At 61.2% G+C, this 16,035-nt stretch carries 17 protein-coding genes; 9 read left to right on the top strand and 8 right to left on the bottom strand.

Features of this window, described 5'->3' with window-relative positions:
• Positions 1 to 26: 26 nt before the first annotated feature.
• Positions 27 to 266 carry a hypothetical protein gene (locus tag ACSQ3I_RS08725; RefSeq protein ID WP_435997954.1) on the bottom strand — a complete coding sequence of 80 codons (240 nt, stop codon included), beginning with the start codon at positions 264 to 266 and terminating at the stop codon, positions 27 to 29.
• Between the two features lie 375 nt (positions 267 to 641).
• Between ACSQ3I_RS08725 and ACSQ3I_RS08720 the strand changes: the two genes are divergently transcribed.
• The 6 genes from ACSQ3I_RS08720 to ACSQ3I_RS08695 all read left to right on the top strand — a co-directional run bounded on the left by ACSQ3I_RS08720 (position 642) and on the right by ACSQ3I_RS08695 (position 6,919).
• On the top strand, positions 642 to 1,670 hold the full coding sequence (locus ACSQ3I_RS08720) for an MBL fold metallo-hydrolase (protein WP_435997953.1): 1,029 nt from the start codon (positions 642 to 644) through the stop codon (positions 1,668 to 1,670).
• A gap of 95 nt (positions 1,671 to 1,765) precedes the next feature.
• Positions 1,766 to 2,671 (top strand): diaminopimelate epimerase, encoded by a 906-nt coding sequence (dapF, locus tag ACSQ3I_RS08715; protein ID WP_435997952.1) that lies wholly within the window; start codon positions 1,766 to 1,768, stop codon positions 2,669 to 2,671.
• The gene (gene mtaB / locus ACSQ3I_RS08710) at positions 2,668 to 3,942 is read left to right on the top strand and encodes a tRNA (N(6)-L-threonylcarbamoyladenosine(37)-C(2))-methylthiotransferase MtaB (protein WP_435997951.1); all 1,275 of its coding nucleotides are present in this window, start codon (positions 2,668 to 2,670) and stop codon (positions 3,940 to 3,942) included. Before dapF ends, mtaB begins: the two co-directional genes overlap by 4 nt.
• A gap of 15 nt (positions 3,943 to 3,957) precedes the next feature.
• A complete protein-coding gene (ftsY, locus tag ACSQ3I_RS08705) occupies positions 3,958 to 5,544 on the top strand; it encodes a signal recognition particle-docking protein FtsY (RefSeq protein ID WP_435997949.1) in 1,587 nt (528 codons plus the stop codon).
• A 107-nt stretch (positions 5,545 to 5,651) separates the two neighbouring features.
• Positions 5,652 to 6,329, top strand: a complete 678-nt coding sequence (locus ACSQ3I_RS08700) for a septation protein A (RefSeq protein ID WP_435997947.1) — start codon at positions 5,652 to 5,654, stop codon at positions 6,327 to 6,329.
• Positions 6,326 to 6,919 (top strand): DUF2585 domain-containing protein, encoded by a 594-nt coding sequence (locus tag ACSQ3I_RS08695; RefSeq protein WP_435997945.1) that lies wholly within the window; start codon positions 6,326 to 6,328, stop codon positions 6,917 to 6,919. The genes ACSQ3I_RS08700 and ACSQ3I_RS08695 overlap by 4 nt, the downstream gene beginning before the upstream one ends.
• 1 nt (position 6,920) lies before the next feature.
• Here ACSQ3I_RS08695 and ACSQ3I_RS08690 read toward each other — a convergent pair whose 3' ends face one another.
• From ACSQ3I_RS08690 to ccmA, 5 genes are all read right to left on the bottom strand, one after another.
• Positions 6,921 to 7,514 carry a DsbE family thiol:disulfide interchange protein gene (locus tag ACSQ3I_RS08690; protein WP_435997944.1) on the bottom strand — a complete coding sequence of 198 codons (594 nt, stop codon included), beginning with the start codon at positions 7,512 to 7,514 and terminating at the stop codon, positions 6,921 to 6,923.
• Positions 7,511 to 7,684, bottom strand: coding sequence for a heme exporter protein CcmD (gene ccmD, locus ACSQ3I_RS08685; protein ID WP_435997942.1), 174 nt, complete (start codon positions 7,682 to 7,684; stop codon positions 7,511 to 7,513). Before ccmD ends, ACSQ3I_RS08690 begins: the two co-directional genes overlap by 4 nt.
• Positions 7,685 to 7,688: 4 nt before the next feature.
• The gene (locus tag ACSQ3I_RS08680; protein ID WP_435997940.1) at positions 7,689 to 8,450 is read right to left on the bottom strand and encodes a heme ABC transporter permease; all 762 of its coding nucleotides are present in this window, start codon (positions 8,448 to 8,450) and stop codon (positions 7,689 to 7,691) included.
• Positions 8,451 to 8,495: 45 nt separating this feature from the next.
• On the bottom strand, positions 8,496 to 9,155 hold the full coding sequence (ccmB, locus tag ACSQ3I_RS08675) for a heme exporter protein CcmB (protein WP_435997938.1): 660 nt from the start codon (positions 9,153 to 9,155) through the stop codon (positions 8,496 to 8,498).
• Positions 9,156 to 9,228: 73 nt separating this feature from the next.
• Entirely contained in the window at positions 9,229 to 9,876 is a 648-nt protein-coding gene (gene ccmA, locus ACSQ3I_RS08670; RefSeq protein ID WP_435997936.1) for a heme ABC exporter ATP-binding protein CcmA, read from the bottom strand.
• Between the two features lie 272 nt (positions 9,877 to 10,148).
• Between ccmA and acnA the strand changes: the two genes are divergently transcribed.
• The 3 genes from acnA to ACSQ3I_RS08655 all read left to right on the top strand — a co-directional run bounded on the left by acnA (position 10,149) and on the right by ACSQ3I_RS08655 (position 14,513).
• Entirely contained in the window at positions 10,149 to 12,842 is a 2,694-nt protein-coding gene (gene acnA / locus ACSQ3I_RS08665; RefSeq protein WP_435997934.1) for an aconitate hydratase AcnA, read from the top strand.
• A gap of 262 nt (positions 12,843 to 13,104) precedes the next feature.
• Positions 13,105 to 13,848, top strand: coding sequence for a DUF1223 domain-containing protein (locus ACSQ3I_RS08660; protein WP_435997932.1), 744 nt, complete (start codon positions 13,105 to 13,107; stop codon positions 13,846 to 13,848).
• A gap of 263 nt (positions 13,849 to 14,111) precedes the next feature.
• Positions 14,112 to 14,513, top strand: a complete 402-nt coding sequence (locus ACSQ3I_RS08655; RefSeq protein ID WP_435997930.1) for a DUF2794 domain-containing protein — start codon at positions 14,112 to 14,114, stop codon at positions 14,511 to 14,513.
• A gap of 16 nt (positions 14,514 to 14,529) precedes the next feature.
• Here ACSQ3I_RS08655 and ACSQ3I_RS08650 read toward each other — a convergent pair whose 3' ends face one another.
• A complete protein-coding gene (locus ACSQ3I_RS08650; protein ID WP_435997928.1) occupies positions 14,530 to 15,087 on the bottom strand; it encodes an N-acetyltransferase family protein in 558 nt (185 codons plus the stop codon).
• A 109-nt stretch (positions 15,088 to 15,196) separates the two neighbouring features.
• The gene (locus ACSQ3I_RS08645) at positions 15,197 to 15,934 is read right to left on the bottom strand and encodes a Bax inhibitor-1/YccA family protein (protein WP_435997926.1); all 738 of its coding nucleotides are present in this window, start codon (positions 15,932 to 15,934) and stop codon (positions 15,197 to 15,199) included.
• Positions 15,935 to 16,035: the final 101 nt, after the last annotated feature.

Here is a 16,035-nt window from a genome sequence, read left to right as displayed (position 1 = left end):
TTCCAAAGACCTTGATCTGTCTCTGATTAATGCTGATTCGCGACCAAATTCATCGCTATCTTCTTTGAGCCGCTATGCTTTTCTTCGCGGAATACTTCACCGAGTCGGTGAGTATTTGTGCCAAGATGCTGAGCGATTATGTTGTATTTAACGCCTTCGATACGCATAACGTGAGCGGTGACGGCCTCCTCAAAAGTCAGAGATTTACGCTCTATAACAATCGGGTTTATTTCCACTCCTGTTATAGGATGAGTCGCAATTGCCATTTTGTGGCCCTTTCTGTTTAAAAGGCCAGCTCGGTCTTGACGTCTCCCACAACATGAATCATGGTGTCGTGGTGATCACAACGGCAGTCCGAACCGGCTGCTAGCGTTCAAGGTCCACATGTGAATCAGACATGTGGACCTTTTTATTTTCTCTGTTATTAGTTTGTTTGTCGAATCTTCTTATATTCAGTGTGGATACGATAAAGAATAATCCACAGGCAAATTTGTTCGTGATGTGTTTCTGCAATGATATGGAATTTTTGATAGCCGAGTAATGAAGTAGAAAAGCAAAAAACACCTTTTGTAGTTATCTGATCGGCAGTTTGCGTTTTGCCTGATTGTAGCCCATCTCTGAACGATCATCGGAAGCCACCGATGACCACAAAAGAATGGGCGAAGACGTTGCGGATAAAGAATCCCTATTACCAGGGTCCGGCGACGGATCATTTCGACGGCACCTATTTTTTCAATCCCGGCGGCATTCCACCGCTCGGCTTGCCGGATCTGCTGCGCTGGCAATTCGGCGGTGGCAGGATCGCCTGGCCGAAAACCGTCACAAGCCCGTTCAAGCCGACAAAACCGGCCCGCCGTGTCGATGGTGGCGACATCAGGGTGACGATGGTCGGGCATGCCTCGCTCTTGGTGCAGGTGGCGGGCATCAATATTCTCACCGATCCGGTCTGGTCCGAAAGGGTCAGCCCGTTTTCATTTGCCGGACCGAAGCGGTTCGTGGCTCCCGGCATAGAATTCACCGACTTGCCGCCGATCGATCTCGTGCTGGTGACGCACAATCATTACGACCACATGGATCTGGCGACGCTGAAGGCGCTCGATCAGGCGCACAAGCCGCAGATCGTCACGCCGCTCGGCAACGACGGTCTCATCCGCCATGCGGCGCCGGAGGCGCGTATTGCCGTGCTCGACTGGGGCCAGGACATCTCCGTCGCCGGCATCCGCGTTATCGCCGAACCCTGCCATCACTGGTCGGCGCGGGGCACGTTTGATCGGCGCATGGCGCTCTGGTCGGCCTTCGTGCTCGAAACGCCGGCCGGGCGTATCTACCATATCGGCGACACCGGCTTTCACGATGGCATCAACTACCGCGCCGTCGGCGAAAAATATGGCGGTTTTCGTCTGGCGCTCTTGCCGTTCGGTGCTTATGAGCCGCGCTGGTTCATGCGTGGCCAGCACCAGAATCCGGAAGAAGCCGTTGAGGGCATGCTGCTGTGCGGTGCCGATTATGTCGCCGGCCATCATTGGGGCACGTTCCAACTGACCGACGAAGGCATCCGCCAGCCGGTCGAGGCGCTGCATGCGGCGCTGGACGAACGAAACATTGCCCGGGAACGCTTTCCGCCGCTTTCGCCCGGGGAGGTCTTCGAGGTGCCGACGTCTTCGCCGTAACCATACCTTTGGCGTGATCGCCGGCAAGGCCATGCCGCCACTGGTAATTTACCCGCATTTCCGCCATATAGGCCGCAAGAAAGGTGGATGGTCCCATGAGCAATACGGTCGAATTCGCGAAGATGAACGGGCTTGGCAACAAGATCCTGGTGGTCGATATGCGTGGCCGGAAAGACAAGGTGACGCCGGAAGCGGCGATCGCGCTCAATGCCGATCCCTCCACCCAGTTCGACCAGATCATGGCGATCCACGATCCGAAGGCCGACGGCACCGATGCCTGGATCGACATCGTCAATTGCGATGGCACCAGGGCGCAGGCCTGCGGCAACGGCACGCGTTGCGTCGTGCAGGCGCTCGCTGCCGAGACCGGTAAGAAGACGTTTACCTTCCAGACGGTTGCCGGTATCCTCAATGCCGTCGAGCATGCGGATGGCACGATTTCCGTCGACATGGGCAAGCCGGTGTTTGCATGGGACCGCATTCCGCTGGCGGAGGAATTTTACGATACCAGCCGCATCGAGCTGCAGATCGGTCCGATCGACAATCCGGTGCTGCATTCGCCCTCGGCGATGTCGATGGGCAACCCGCATGCCGTCTTCTGGGTTGATCAGGACGTCATGTCCTACGATCTGCACCGTTTCGGCCCACTGCTCGAAAATCATCCGATGTTTCCGGAAAAGGCCAATATCACGCTGGCGCAGGTGACGTCGCCCTCGTCGCTGACCACGCGCACCTGGGAGCGTGGTGCCGGGCTGACGCTCGCTTGTGGCTCGGCCGCCTGTTCCGCCGGCGTTTCCGCTGCCCGCACCGGGCGCACCGGGCGCAACGTCACCATCACCGTCGCCAGCAGCCCGAATCGCGGCACGCTTGCCATCGAATGGCGCGAGCGCGACGACCATGTGATCATGACCGGCCCGGCGGAATGGGAATGGTCCGGCATGCTCGATCCCTCGACCGGTACCTGGACACGCGAAACGGAAGCCGGGGCGCAGGCGCAGTGAGCGGCGTCGAGGTCATTACGTTCGGCTGTCGGCTGAATACCTACGAATCCGAAGTCATGCGGGCGCAGGCGGAAAAGGCCGGCCTCAACAATGCCGTGCTGGTCAATACCTGTGCCGTCACCGGCGAGGCCGTGCGCCAGGCGCGCCAGGCGATCCGCCGCGCGCGGCGCGAAAATCCGCATGCCCGCATCATCGTCACCGGTTGTGCCGCGCAGGTGGAGAAGGACGCTTTCGCGGCGATGCCCGAGGTCGATGCGGTGCTCGGCAACGAGGAGAAGCTGGCGTCGGCCTCCTATCGCGCCCTGCCGGATTTCGGCGTTTCGGCCGAAGAGAAGCTGCGCGTCAACGATATCATGAGCGTGCGCCACACCGCACCACAGATGGTCAAGCACATCGACGGGCATGTGCGCGCTTTCATTCAGGTGCAGAACGGCTGCGACCACCGCTGCACCTTCTGCATCATTCCGTATGGCCGCGGCAATTCCCGCTCGGTGCCGATGGGCGCCGTCGTCGACCAGGCGCGAAAACTGGTCGAGGGCGGTTATAGCGAGATCGTGCTGACCGGCGTCGATGCCACCAGCTACGGCGCCGACCTGCCGGGCGAACCGAGCCTCGGCTTGCTGGCCAAGACCCTGTTGAAGCATGTGCCGGATATTCGCCGGTTAAGGTTATCCTCGATCGACAGCATCGAGGCCGACCGGTACCTCCTCGACCTGATTGCCGAGGAGCCGCGCTTCATGCCGCACCTGCACCTGTCCTTGCAGCATGGCGACGACATGATCCTGAAACGCATGAAACGGCGCCATGCCCGCGCCGATGCCCTGCGTTTCATCGAGGACGTGCGGCGGCTGCGGCCGGAGACGAGTTTCGGCGCCGACATGATCGCCGGTTTCCCGACCGAAACCGACGCCATGTTCGACAATGCCGCCGCGATGGCGCGCGAGGCGGGCATCGCCTTCCTGCACGTCTTCCCCTACAGCCCACGGCCGGGAACACCGGCGGCACGCATGCCGCAGCTGGACCGGGCGCTGGTCAAGGAGCGGGCGGCTAGGCTGCGGGCCGTGGGCATGGACCTTCACAATGCCCACCTCGATGCGATGGTCGGCAGCGAGCAGATGCTGCTGGTCGAAAACAACGGGCTTGCGCATACGGAAAATTTCACGCTTGTGGGCGCGGCGGGGTTGAAACCTCGCGATCTTGTGCCGGTCGTCATCACCGGCCACAATGGCAAGCACCTCGAAATGCAATTGAAGGCGGCGCAGGCGGCCTGACGTCACGGATCATTCATGGCCCTCGGTTTCATCAAAAAAGTCTTCACCTTCGGCAAGGAGAAGCCGGTCGAGGAGGCGCCTCCGTCTCCCTTCGCGCTGACGCCCGAAGAAAAGACAGCGATCGCGGCAGAGGCAGAACCCCGCTCGCGCCACGAAGATCTGCCGGTATCGCCAGCCGATCCGGTGGCGCCCGGGGTGATGGACACCGCCGGCGGTCCGGCCGCCGATACGGTTGAAGAAGAGCCACCGCTCCTGCCGACGGTCGACCGGATCGGCGATCTCGGCGTTACCCCATTGTCCTTGCTGCAGGCGGAAGCCATCGCCGAGGCGGCGCAGGAGGACGATGCGGCGCCGGCTGCCGAGCCGTCATTCGACCAAGCGCTTCGCGATGCGGGCGAAGAGGAGAGCCTGATACAGTCCGGTGACATTCCCGGATCGGCCGGCGACATTCCCGGACAGGCAGACATCGTCGTCGGCGGTGAAGTGCCGGTGGATACCACCGATGATGCGGGTAGCCTTGCCGCGTCGGAACCCGTCGATGTGCCGGCTTCGCTGCCGGTCGAGACAATCTCCGACGAAACGGTGCAGGCGCCGGAAACCGGCCGCACCGATCCGGTCCTGCCCAAGGGTTTTTCCACCGGTCCGGCCATCGTCGAGCCGCTGCCGGCAGCACCTCAGGCAAAATTGTCCTGGTTCCAGCGCCTGCGCCAGGGGCTTTCGCGCACCTCCTCGCAGTTGACCGGCCAGATCGCTGCGCTGTTCACCAAGCGAAAACTCGACGAGCAGACGCTGCAGGACCTCGAAGACCTGTTGATCCAGGCCGATCTCGGCGTCGAAACGGCGATGCGGGTTGCCGATACGCTGTCTTCCGAACGCTACGGCAAGGATGTCACCGGCGAGGATGTCAGCCGCATCATGGCTGCCGAGATCACCAAGGTGCTGACGCCGGTCGCCAAGCCGCTGCAGCTCGATCTCAACCACAAGCCGCATGTCATCCTCGTCGTCGGTGTGAACGGCACCGGTAAGACGACGACCATCGGCAAGCTGGCGGCAAAACTTTCCGGCGCCGGCCTGAAGGTGATGCTGGCCGCCGGCGATACGTTCCGCGCCGCCGCTATCGAGCAGCTGAAGATCTGGGCCGACCGCACCAAGTCGGAATTCATCGGCACCAAGCTTGGCGCCGATGCTGCCGGTCTTGCCTATGACGCCTTCGAGCAGGCCAAGGCGAAAAAATGCGATGTATTGATCATCGACACCGCCGGCCGGTTGCAGAACAAGGCAGAGCTGATGGCCGAGCTGGAAAAGATCGTCCGCGTGCTCGGCAAGCTCGATCCCGATGCGCCGCACACCGTGCTGCAGACGCTCGACGCCACCACCGGCCAGAATGCGTTGTCGCAGGTGGAGATCTTCCGCAACGTCGCCGGCGTCAACGGCCTGATCATGACCAAGCTCGACGGCACGGCGCGCGGCGGCATCCTTGTCGCCATCTCGGCGAAGCACAAATTGCCGGTCTATTTCATCGGCGTCGGCGAGGGCGTCGATGATCTGGAACCGTTCGAGGCCAATGATTTTGCCCGGGCGATTGCAGGCCTCGCGCAATGATGTCACAGATTGGCCACGGATAAGGGGCAAAGGCCGCGCCTTTAGAGCAAGCCCGCAAAGCGCCCAACGCGATTTGTGCCACGAGAGAAAAACGGGATTCCCGAACGATGACGACCACGCAGAGCGAAAACGCCCCGACCCGCGCCGAGCGGCAGCACCCGATGCTGAAACTCGCTCTCGAGCTCGGCCCGCTGCTGGTCTTCTTCTTCGGCAACCTGCGTGGCGAGTGGCTGGCGAAGACCTTTCCGGAGCTGTCGGCGATCGGCGGTCCGCTGCTGATTGCCACGGCGCTGTTCATGGTGGCGACGGTGATCTCGCTGGTGATCTCCAAGATCGTTTTTCGCCACTTGCCGATCATGCCCTTTGTCTCGGGTGTCGTGGTGCTGGTGTTCGGTTCGCTGTCGATCTGGCTGCAGGACGAGACCTTCATCAAGATGAAGCCGACCATCGTCAACACGCTGTTCGGCGTCGTGTTGCTCGGTGGCCTCTTGTTCGGAAAATCGCTGCTGGGCTACGTCTTCAACGCCGCCTTCCAGCTCGACGACGACGGCTGGCGAAAGCTGACGCTGCGCTGGGGCATCTTCTTCCTGTTTCTCGCGGTGTTGAACGAAGCGGTCTGGCGCGGTGCCAACTGGTACTACATGCCCGACAAGGAGATGGCCGATTATCTCTGGGTCAACTTCAAGGTCTGGGGCACGATGCCGATCACCATCCTGTTCACACTGGCGCAGATGCCGCTGATCATGCGTCACACGGTCGATGCCGTGGCGGAAGGTGAGAATTGACGGTCGCGGGGCAGACCGAGGCCACCAGGGGGCAATCGACGCGATACTGGCTGCTTGCCGGTTTCTGCGTGCTGCTGGTGCAGATCGTTTCTGAATACTGGATGGGCCGCCTGCCGATCTGCGAATGCGGTTACGTCAAGCTGTGGGAAGGTTCGGTCAATTCCAGCGGCAATTCGCAACATCTGTCGGACTGGTACACGCCGTCCCACATCATCCATGGCTTCCTGTTTTATGGATTGGGTTTCCTGGTGCTGCGTCGCAAGCCGCTGGCGGCAAAGCTGCTGCTGGCGCTGGTGATCGAATCCGCCTGGGAAATCCTCGAAAATTCGCCCATCATCATCGATCGTTACCGCACGGCGACGATCTCGCTCGATTATTACGGCGACAGCATCCTGAATTCGGTGATGGATACGGTATTCATGGCGCTCGGCTTCTTTTTTGCCGCCCGCGCGCCGGTGTGGGTGACGGTCGCCATCGCCATCTTTTTCGAGATTTTTACCGGCTGGATCATCCGCGACAACCTGACGCTCAATGTCATCATGCTGGTCTGGCCGCTGGAGGCGATCAAGACCTGGCAGGGCGGGTTGTAACCTACTTCGCTGCCAGCGCCTTTTCGATCGCCGGATACAGGCCTTCCTGCACACTCTTCTCGTCGAAGGGGCCGACGCGCTTGTAGAGGATGGTGCCGTCGGCGGCGACCAGATAGGTTTCCGGAATGCCGTAGACGCCCCAGTCGATCGCTGCCTTGCCGTTGGGATCGACGCCGATGGCGGCATAGGGGTTGCCGAGTTCGCCGAGGAAACGCAGGGCGTTTTCCTGGCGGTCCTTGTAATTGATGCCGACGACGGTGATGCGGCCGTCCTTCGCCAGTTCCTTGAGGATCGGGTGCTCCTGCCGGCAGGGCACGCACCACGAGGCGAAGACGTTGACCAGCGACAGCTTGCCCTTGACGGCGGCATCGGTCAGCGCCGGCACATTGGCGCCTTCCAGCGCCGTCAGGTTCAGCACCGGCGCCTTGGTGCCGATCAGCGCCGAGGGAATTTCGGAAATATCCTTGCCCGAGCCGAGCTGCATCAGGAATACGCCAGCAAGGCCGATGAAGACGATCAGCGGCAAGAGGGCGAGGAAGATGCGCAAGCCGCGCCGCGACGACGTGGCTTTTTCGCCGGTTTCGCTGCTTATCATGATTTTGCCTCTTCGGCTGGTTTGGCCGAGCGCCGGCGAATACCCGAGGCTTCCAGTGTCCGCAGTTCCTGCTGCCGGGCGCGGCCATCGAGCCACGTCCAGCCGACAAGGCAGCCGACAATGATCACCGTGACGAAATAGGAAGCATAGACATAAAAGGCGTGGCTCATCCGGTCATGCCTCCCGTGCTGCCATGCGCGCGGCAAGCCGCCGCTGCGCGCTCACCCGGCGGCGCAGGATCTCGTTGCGCATGGCCGCCAGGTGCAGCGTGAAGAACAGCACGGTGAAGGCAACCGCCATGACCAGCAGCGGCCGCAAAAATTCCGGATCGATGGTCGGGCCGTCCAGCCGTACGACGCTGGCGGGTTGATGCAACGTATTCCACCACTCGACGGAAAATTTGATGATCGGGATGTTGACGAAACCGACGAGGATCAGCACGGCGCTGACGCGCGCCGCCTTCGACGGGTCGTCCATGGCGCGGTTGAGGGCGATCAGGCCGAGATACATCAGGAACAGCACGAAAACCGAGGTCAGCCGCGCATCCCACACCCACCATGTGCCCCACATCGGCTTGCCCCACAAGGAGCCGGTGATCAGCGCGATCAGCGTGAAACCGGCACCGAGCGGTGCGGCGGTCTTGGCGGAGACATCGGCAAGCGGATGACGCCAGACCAGGGTGCCGATCGCCGAAGCGGCCATGACGGTGTAACACATCATCGACAGCCAGGCCGCCGGCACGTGCACATACATGATCCGCACCGTTTCGCCCTGCTGGTAATCACCCTCGGCGGTAAAGCCGAGATAGAGGCCGATGGCGAAGAGCAACGCCGTGATCCCGGCCATCCACGGCAGCACACGGGCGACCAGCGCCAGGAACCGGGTCGGATTGGCGAGATCGCTGAACTTGGTGATGGCTAGGCTGTTATCGCTCATGCCGGATGTTTATCCTGATATCGCAAGGGCCGCAATTGATCTTGGTCAATCGGAACTGTTGCGCAGAGCAAGCGCCGCTGCCGCCGGGCCAAGGGCTGCAAAGAACAGGGTAATGGCGACCAGAATAAGGAAGGGCGGCAGGAAGGGTGCCGGTTCCTGAACCGCGGCATAGGTGGCGCTGACGCCGAAGATCAGCACCGGCACCGTCAGCGGCAGGACGAGGATCGACACCAGCAATCCGCCGCGCGGCAAGGCCACCGCCACCGCCGCCCCGACCGCACCGATGAAGGTGATCGCCGGCGAACCGACGACCAGCGTCAGCATCACGGCGCCGATCGCCACCTCGTCCATGTTCATGAACAAGCCGAGCAGGGGGGAGGCGATCACCAGGGGAAGGCTGGTTCCCACCCAGTGGGCCAGGCATTTGACGGCGACGGTCGCCACCAGCGGCGTCTCGTGCATCAGCAGAAGATCGAGCGAGCCATCCTCGCGCTCTGCCTGGAACAGCCGGTCGAGGCCGAGAAGGGCCGAAAGCAGTGCGCCGATCCAGACGATCGCCGGGCCGATGCGGGCGAGCAGGTTGAGATCCGGCCCGACGCCGAAGGGAATGACGGCGACGATGGTCATGAAGAACAGCACGCCGATCAAGGCACCGCCGCCGGCACGAATCGACAGTTTTATGTCGCGGAGGAAGAGGGCGATCATTGTGTCACCCTTGCAACGGGCCGCGGGGAGGAAGAGGCGGCATGGCGCCTTGCCTGCAGATCCGTTGCCTCCTTCACGCCCAGACCTCCGCACCAACACCGGCAAAACCGGTCATCTGCAATTGTTGCGCGCCTTCCAGCCCGAGCGGCTGGTGCGTGGCGGCGAGCGCGATGCCGCCGGATGCGAGGTGGCGGGTGACGAGATCGGCAAACATCCGGTCGGCGCTGGCATCGAGCGCGGCGGTCGGCTCGTCAAGGATCCAGATCGGCCGATAGGCGACGAGCAGCTTGGCGATGGCGAATCGCCGTTGCTGGCCGGCGGACAGATATCCGAAGGGCAGATGGGTGATGCCGCCGAGGCCGACGGTTTCGGCGGCCTCCTCGATCGTGGTGCTGCTGCCTCCCGGTGCATCTCCGAGAAAGGCCTGCCAGAAACGCAGGTTTTCGCCCACGGTCAGCTCTTTTTTCATGGCATTGCGATGGCCGAGATAATGGCTGAATTCGCCGGGCCGGCTGCCGGTTTCGACCCCTTCGCCGGCAATCGAAACATGGCCGCGTTCCGCCGGCAGAAGCCCTGCAATGACGCGCAGCAGCGTCGATTTTCCCGAGCCGTTCGGGCCGGTCAGAACCAGCGCTTCACCTCTGCCTAAGCGAAAGGAAACATTAACGAATATCAGGTCTTCACCGCGCCGCGCGGCAAGGCTTTCGGCGGTCAGAAGCATGCCTCGTCGCTTTCGTTAGGATTTTAGTCATTGCGTTGCAAAAAATGTCCCAAACCGGCTCTCAGTGGTCTGGAACCTTTCTTAGAAATTATCTATAAGACTTGCAACCACGCCAGCGGTCGGCGTGATCTTCATCCTTCCGCCGAACTTCGGGGATTGCGGGCAGCAATTCCCACGTGCGGACAGCGGAAATGGCCGTACCCGCATCCTGATGTGCATGAAGTGCATGGGCGTTCGCACGACTGTGTTGGCAATCAGAAACGGGGTCTCTCGTGTCTCAATCTCTCGACAGTTTCAATTGTCGGTCCACGCTCACGGTGGGCGGCAAGGACTATGTCTATTTCAGCCTCCCGAAAGCGGAAGCCAACGGCCTTGCCGGCGTTTCCAAGCTTCCTTACTCGATGAAGGTGCTGCTGGAGAATTTGCTCCGCAACGAAGACGGCCGCTCGGTCACCAAGGCCGATATCGAAAACATTGCCGGTTGGCTGGTCGACAAGGGTACGGCTGAAAACGAAATCGCCTACCGTCCGGCCCGCGTGCTGATGCAGGACTTCACCGGCGTTCCCGCCGTCGTCGACCTCGCGGCCATGCGTGACGGCATCAAGGCGCTCGGCGGCGATCCGGAAAAGATCAATCCGCTGGTGCCCGTCGATCTCGTCATCGACCACTCGGTCATCGTCGACGAGTTCGGCACGCCGAACGCCTTTGCCCGCAACGTCGAGCTCGAATATGAGCGCAACGGCGAGCGTTACCGCTTCCTGAAGTGGGGCCAGCAGGCGTTCAAAAACTTCCGCGTCGTGCCGCCCGGCACCGGCATCTGTCACCAGGTGAACCTCGAATATCTCGGCCAGACCGTCTGGACCAAGGAAGAAGACGGCGAAACCATCGCTTATCCCGACACCTGTGTCGGCACCGATTCGCACACCACGATGATCAACGGCCTCGGCGTTCTGGGCTGGGGCGTCGGTGGTATCGAAGCCGAAGCGGCCATGCTTGGCCAGCCGGTCTCGATGCTTCTGCCCGAGGTCATCGGCTTCAAGCTCACCGGCAAGGTCAAGGAAGGCGTCACGGCGACCGACCTGGTTCTGACCGTCGTGCAGATGTTGCGCAAGAAGGGCGTCGTTTCGAAGTTCGTCGAATTCTTCGGCCCCGGCCTCGATTCGATGTCGCTTGCCGACCGCGCCACCATCGGCAACATGGGTCCGGAATACGGCGCCACCTGCGGCTTCTTCCCGGTCGACGGCGAAACCATCAACTACCTCACCATGTCCGGCCGCAAGACCGACCGGATCGCGCTGGTCGAAGCCTATTCGAAGGCCCAGGGCATGTGGCGCGACGGCGACGGTTCCGACCTCGTCTTCACCGACACGCTGGAACTCGACCTCGGCGACGTCGTGCCGTCGATGGCCGGCCCGAAGCGTCCGGAAGGCCGACTGCCGCTCGAAACCATTGCGCCGAACTTCGCGACTGCGCTCGAAAACGACTACAAGAAGCCCGGCCAGCTCACCAACCGTTATGCCGTCGAAGGCGAAAGCTTCGATCTCGGCCATGGCGACGTGGCGATTGCCGCCATCACCTCCTGCACCAACACCTCCAACCCGTCGGTGCTGATCGCTGCCGGCCTGCTCGCCCGCAATGCGGTCGCCAAGGGCCTGAAGTCGGCGCCGTGGGTAAAGACGTCTCTGGCGCCGGGATCTCAGGTTGTCGGTGAGTACCTCGCCAAGTCCGGCCTGCAGGCCGACCTCGACAAGCTCGGCTTCAACCTCGTCGGTTTCGGTTGCACCACCTGCATCGGCAACTCCGGTCCGCTGCCGGCGCCGATCTCCAAGACGATCAACGACAAGGGCCTGATCACCGCCGGCGTGCTGTCGGGCAACCGCAACTTCGAAGGCCGTATCTCGCCTGATGTCCAGGCGAACTACCTTGCTTCGCCGCCGCTGGTTGTCGCCTACGCGCTGGCCGGCACGGTGCAGAAGGACCTGACCAAGGAGCCGATCGGCAACGATCAGGACGGCAACCCGGTCTACCTCAAGGACATCTGGCCGACCTCGCACGAGATCCAGGAATTCATCCTGAAATACGTCACGCGCGAACTCTACGAAACCAAGTATGCCGACGTGTTCAAGGGCGACGAAAACTGGCAGGCCGTTCAGGTTCCCGCCGGTCAGACCTATGCCTGGGACGACAAGTCGACCTACGTGCAGAACCCGCCTTACTTCGTCGGCATGGGCAAGACCGGTTCCGGCCTGAAGAACATCAAGGGCGCCCGCGTCCTCGGTCTTTTCGGCGACAAGATCACCACCGACCACATCTCGCCGGCCGGTTCGATCAAGGCAGCTTCGCCTGCGGGTGCCTACCTCACCGGCAACGGTGTCGCGGTTGCCGACTTCAACCAGTACGGCACGCGCCGCGGCAACCATGAAGTGATGATGCGCGGCACGTTCGCCAACATCCGCATCCGCAACCACATGCTCGGCCCGAACGGCAAGGAAGGTGGCTTCACCATCCACTATCCGTCGAAGGAAGAGATGTCGATCTACGACGCGGCCATGAAGTACAAGGCCGAGGGCGTTCCGCTCGTCATCTTCGCCGGCGTCGAATACGGCAACGGTTCGTCGCGTGACTGGGCTGCCAAGGGCACCAACCTGCTCGGCGTCCGCGCCGTCATCGCCCAGTCCTTCGAGCGTATCCACCGCTCGAACCTGGTCGGCATGGGTGTCGTTCCCTTCGTCTTCGAGGAAGGCACGACCTGGGCCAGCCTCGACCTCAAGGGTGACGAGATCGTCGAGATCGACGGCCTCGAAGGCGACATCAAGCCGCGCGAGAAGAAGGTTGCCAAGATCACTTATGCCGATGGCACCGTGAAGGACGTTCCGATCCTTTGCCGCATCGATACCCTCGATGAAGTGACCTACATGAACAATGGCGGCATCCTGCAGACCGTTCTGCGCGACCTCGCGGCATAAGCCTTTCGAGAAGAAAATTTCGCCTTTTGCTGCCGGGGAGGAAACTTCCCGGCAGAATTGTTTCATATGTGCAGTATCACCCCATCGTGACTTCCCGGTGATGGAGCAACGTTGTAGTTCTACCGCCGAGATTGGGCTGCGGCCCGTCCGATCGCCAAAGCAGGGTGGCTTTGCGGATCGGAAACGATTTTGCGTTATGACCGACGTTTGAAGCATTGCCGCTCCAGCCGGGCGGCGATGTTAAAGGAAGAGGTGTGAACTGATGCCCGTTGTGCGTTTCGTTTCCTGTCTGGTGCTCGGCGTCACTGTGACGGCGCCGATCTGCGCCGAGGAAGCGGTCAAACCGAAGGGCGTTGTCGAACTGTTCACCTCGCAGGGCTGCTCGTCCTGTCCGCCGGCCGACGCGGCGCTGGAGAAGTTGATCCGGCAAGGCGATGTCGTGGCGATCGCCTATCACGTCGATTACTGGAACTATCTTGGCTGGAAAGACACGATGAGTTCCAAGGAAAATACCGACCGGCAATATGCCTATGCCCGGACACTTGGTCGGGCCAACGTCTACACGCCGCAGGCGATCGTCAATGGCCGTGCCCATATGAAGGGCACGGATCTACAGGCAATCAATGCCAAGCTCGATGGCCTGAAATCCAAAGGTGAAGGCCTCACCGTCGGTGTCGAGGCGGCCGTGCGCGGTGACGAACTGGAGATCAATATCGGCCCCGGCACGGGTAAGGCCAATGTGGTCATCGCCTATTTCGACAAGGAACAGGTCATCAAGGTCGAGAAGGGCGAAAACACCGGTCGGGAAATCACTTACTGGCATACGGTGACCGACGTGCAGACAGTCGGAATGTGGGAAGGCATGCCTCTGCGGATCGTTCTTCCCGCCAATGTCATCGGCACCGAGCGGCGCGACGGCTGCGCCATCCTGTTGCAATCGGCCAGCGCAAAGGGTGATCCCGCAGCCATTTATGGTGCGACCATGCTGTCTGCAGCATCACGCTGATCGGACGGTCTCCGCAAATCGCATCCGGCCCGGCATCGTCGGGGATGGGGCAGGGGTTGACGGTGCCGGGCCGGGTCTGAAAGCTGACGGATCTCGCCGCCACGGAAAACATCATTCCAGTGAAATTGGGCATGGGTTTGTCCGGAATGCGGCATATCGCCCTAGCCTGCGCGAAGGGTTGCGCCCTCCTCAGGCTTGCATTTTGATAAAGCTGAGGCACACTGTCATGGCGCTGTTACATTCACAGGGATCGAGGAGTGTCCATGACTGATCAGCCGGATTTGTCCTACGGCGAAAACAGATCTATCGACAGTTCAGGTTCCGTTGTTATCGATCTTCGCGAATATCGGCAAAATCTCGATCCCTTGCCGGTGACGTTTCATCGGCGCGAGCTGGATGCGATCCTCTGGATCTACGGCCGTATGGTCGGCGAAGGGGAGTGGCGCGACTATGCCATTGATCACTTGAAGGAAAAAGCGGTCTTTTCCGTGTTCAAGCGGTCCGGGGAAATGCCGCTCTACCGCATCGAAAAGAACCCGAAGCTGGCGGCCAAGCAGGGCGCCTTTTCCGTCGTCAACACCAACGGTATGGTGCTGAAGCGCGGACATGAACTCTCCCAGGTTCTCAAGGTTTTCGACAAGGCGCTGAAACTCGTCGACAAGTGAGCGGCCGATTCGCCGGTCACGACGGATAAAGCGTGCCCGGATAGAGGTCCAGTTCGGGCGTGCTTTCGGTTCCTTCGCCGAGGCTCCGCTGCATCAGGACCGTGTCGAGCCAGCGGCCATGCTTGAAGCCGGTCCCCTTCAGGACGCCTCCATCCTCGAAACCGCAGCTGCGATGTACGGCGATCGATGCCGGGCTGGCGCCGCCGATGACGGCGACCATGCGGCGGAAGCCGAGGGTCTGACACCGGCGGACAAGGTCTTCGAGCAATGCCTTGCCGACACCTTTGCCACGCGCTTCCGGAGCCAGATAGATGCAATCCTCTACCAGCCAGCGATAGGCCGGCCGCGTGCGAAACGCCGAGGCATAGGCGTAGCCGAGGATCGTGCCGTCATCCTCCTGCGCCACCGTATAAGGATAGCCGTTGCCGGTGATCGCTTCGAAGCGTTTCGTCATCTCCGCCAGCGACGGCGGATCGAGTTCATAGCTCGCAACGCCGTTGACGACGGCCTCCTCGTAGATGGTGGTGATGGCGGCGAGATCGGCGATCGTGGCGTTTCGGATGGAGAAGGGCATTGTTCCGGGTCCGGAGGGAAGATGCTTTTTCCTATCATCCGGTTTGTCACAGGTCATGAAAAAAGGCGGCCCGTGAGGACCGCCTTCTTCGTCTCGATTTCCATTCCGCTTAGTTGTTGCGGTTGCCGAACAGCTGCAGCAGGAACAGGAAGAGGTTGATGAAGTCGAGGTAGAGCTGCAGGGCGCCCATGATCGCCTTGCGGCCCATCACGGAAACGTCGTCCTGGTCGAAATACATGTCCTTGATCCGCTGCGTGTCGTAGGCGGTCAGGCCAGCGAAGACCAGAACACCGATCGCCGAGATGGCGAACTGCACGGCAGAGGACTGCAGGAAGATGTTGACGATCGAGGCGATGATCAAGCCGAACAGGCCCATGATCAGGAACGAACCCATGCCCGACAGGCTGCGCTTGGTCGTATAACCATAGAGCGACAGTCCGCCGAAGGCGGCAGCGGTGATGAAGAACGTCTGCACGATGCTCTGGCCGGTATAGACCAGGAAGATCGACGACAGCGACAGGCCCATCAGCGCGGCATAGATCCAGAACGTCGTCTGTGCGGCGGCAACGGACATCTTGTGGATGCGGTAGCTCAGGAAGAACACCAGGCCGACCGGAGCGAGCATGACCACCCACTTCAGCGGCGAGATGAAGATCAGCTGGGCAAAGGCGGGGTTCGAAACCGCCAGCGCGAAGGTGCCGTAGGCAGCCGCGCCCGTGATCGCCAGGCCAAGCGCCATCAGGTTGTAGACCTTGAGCATATAGGCGCGCAGGCCCTCATCAATCAGAGCACCGGATTGCGCGCCCGAATAGGTCGACCGGTTCTGGTAGTTACGAAGATCAGCCATTGTTTCCTCTTACGAAAGCTCCGGAGAATTTACGGTGTCGGGAGATCCCGGGCGCCGCTGCGAAGCCTCAGCATGCCTGAAAAGAATATGATGTGACTTTG

Source organism: Rhizobium sp. LjRoot30, from assembly GCF_964253915.1.
Taxonomy (GTDB): domain Bacteria; phylum Pseudomonadota; class Alphaproteobacteria; order Rhizobiales; family Rhizobiaceae; genus Metarhizobium.
Note: the sequence above shows the minus strand (reverse complement) of the source record. Positions and strands in the feature narration are given on the sequence as shown.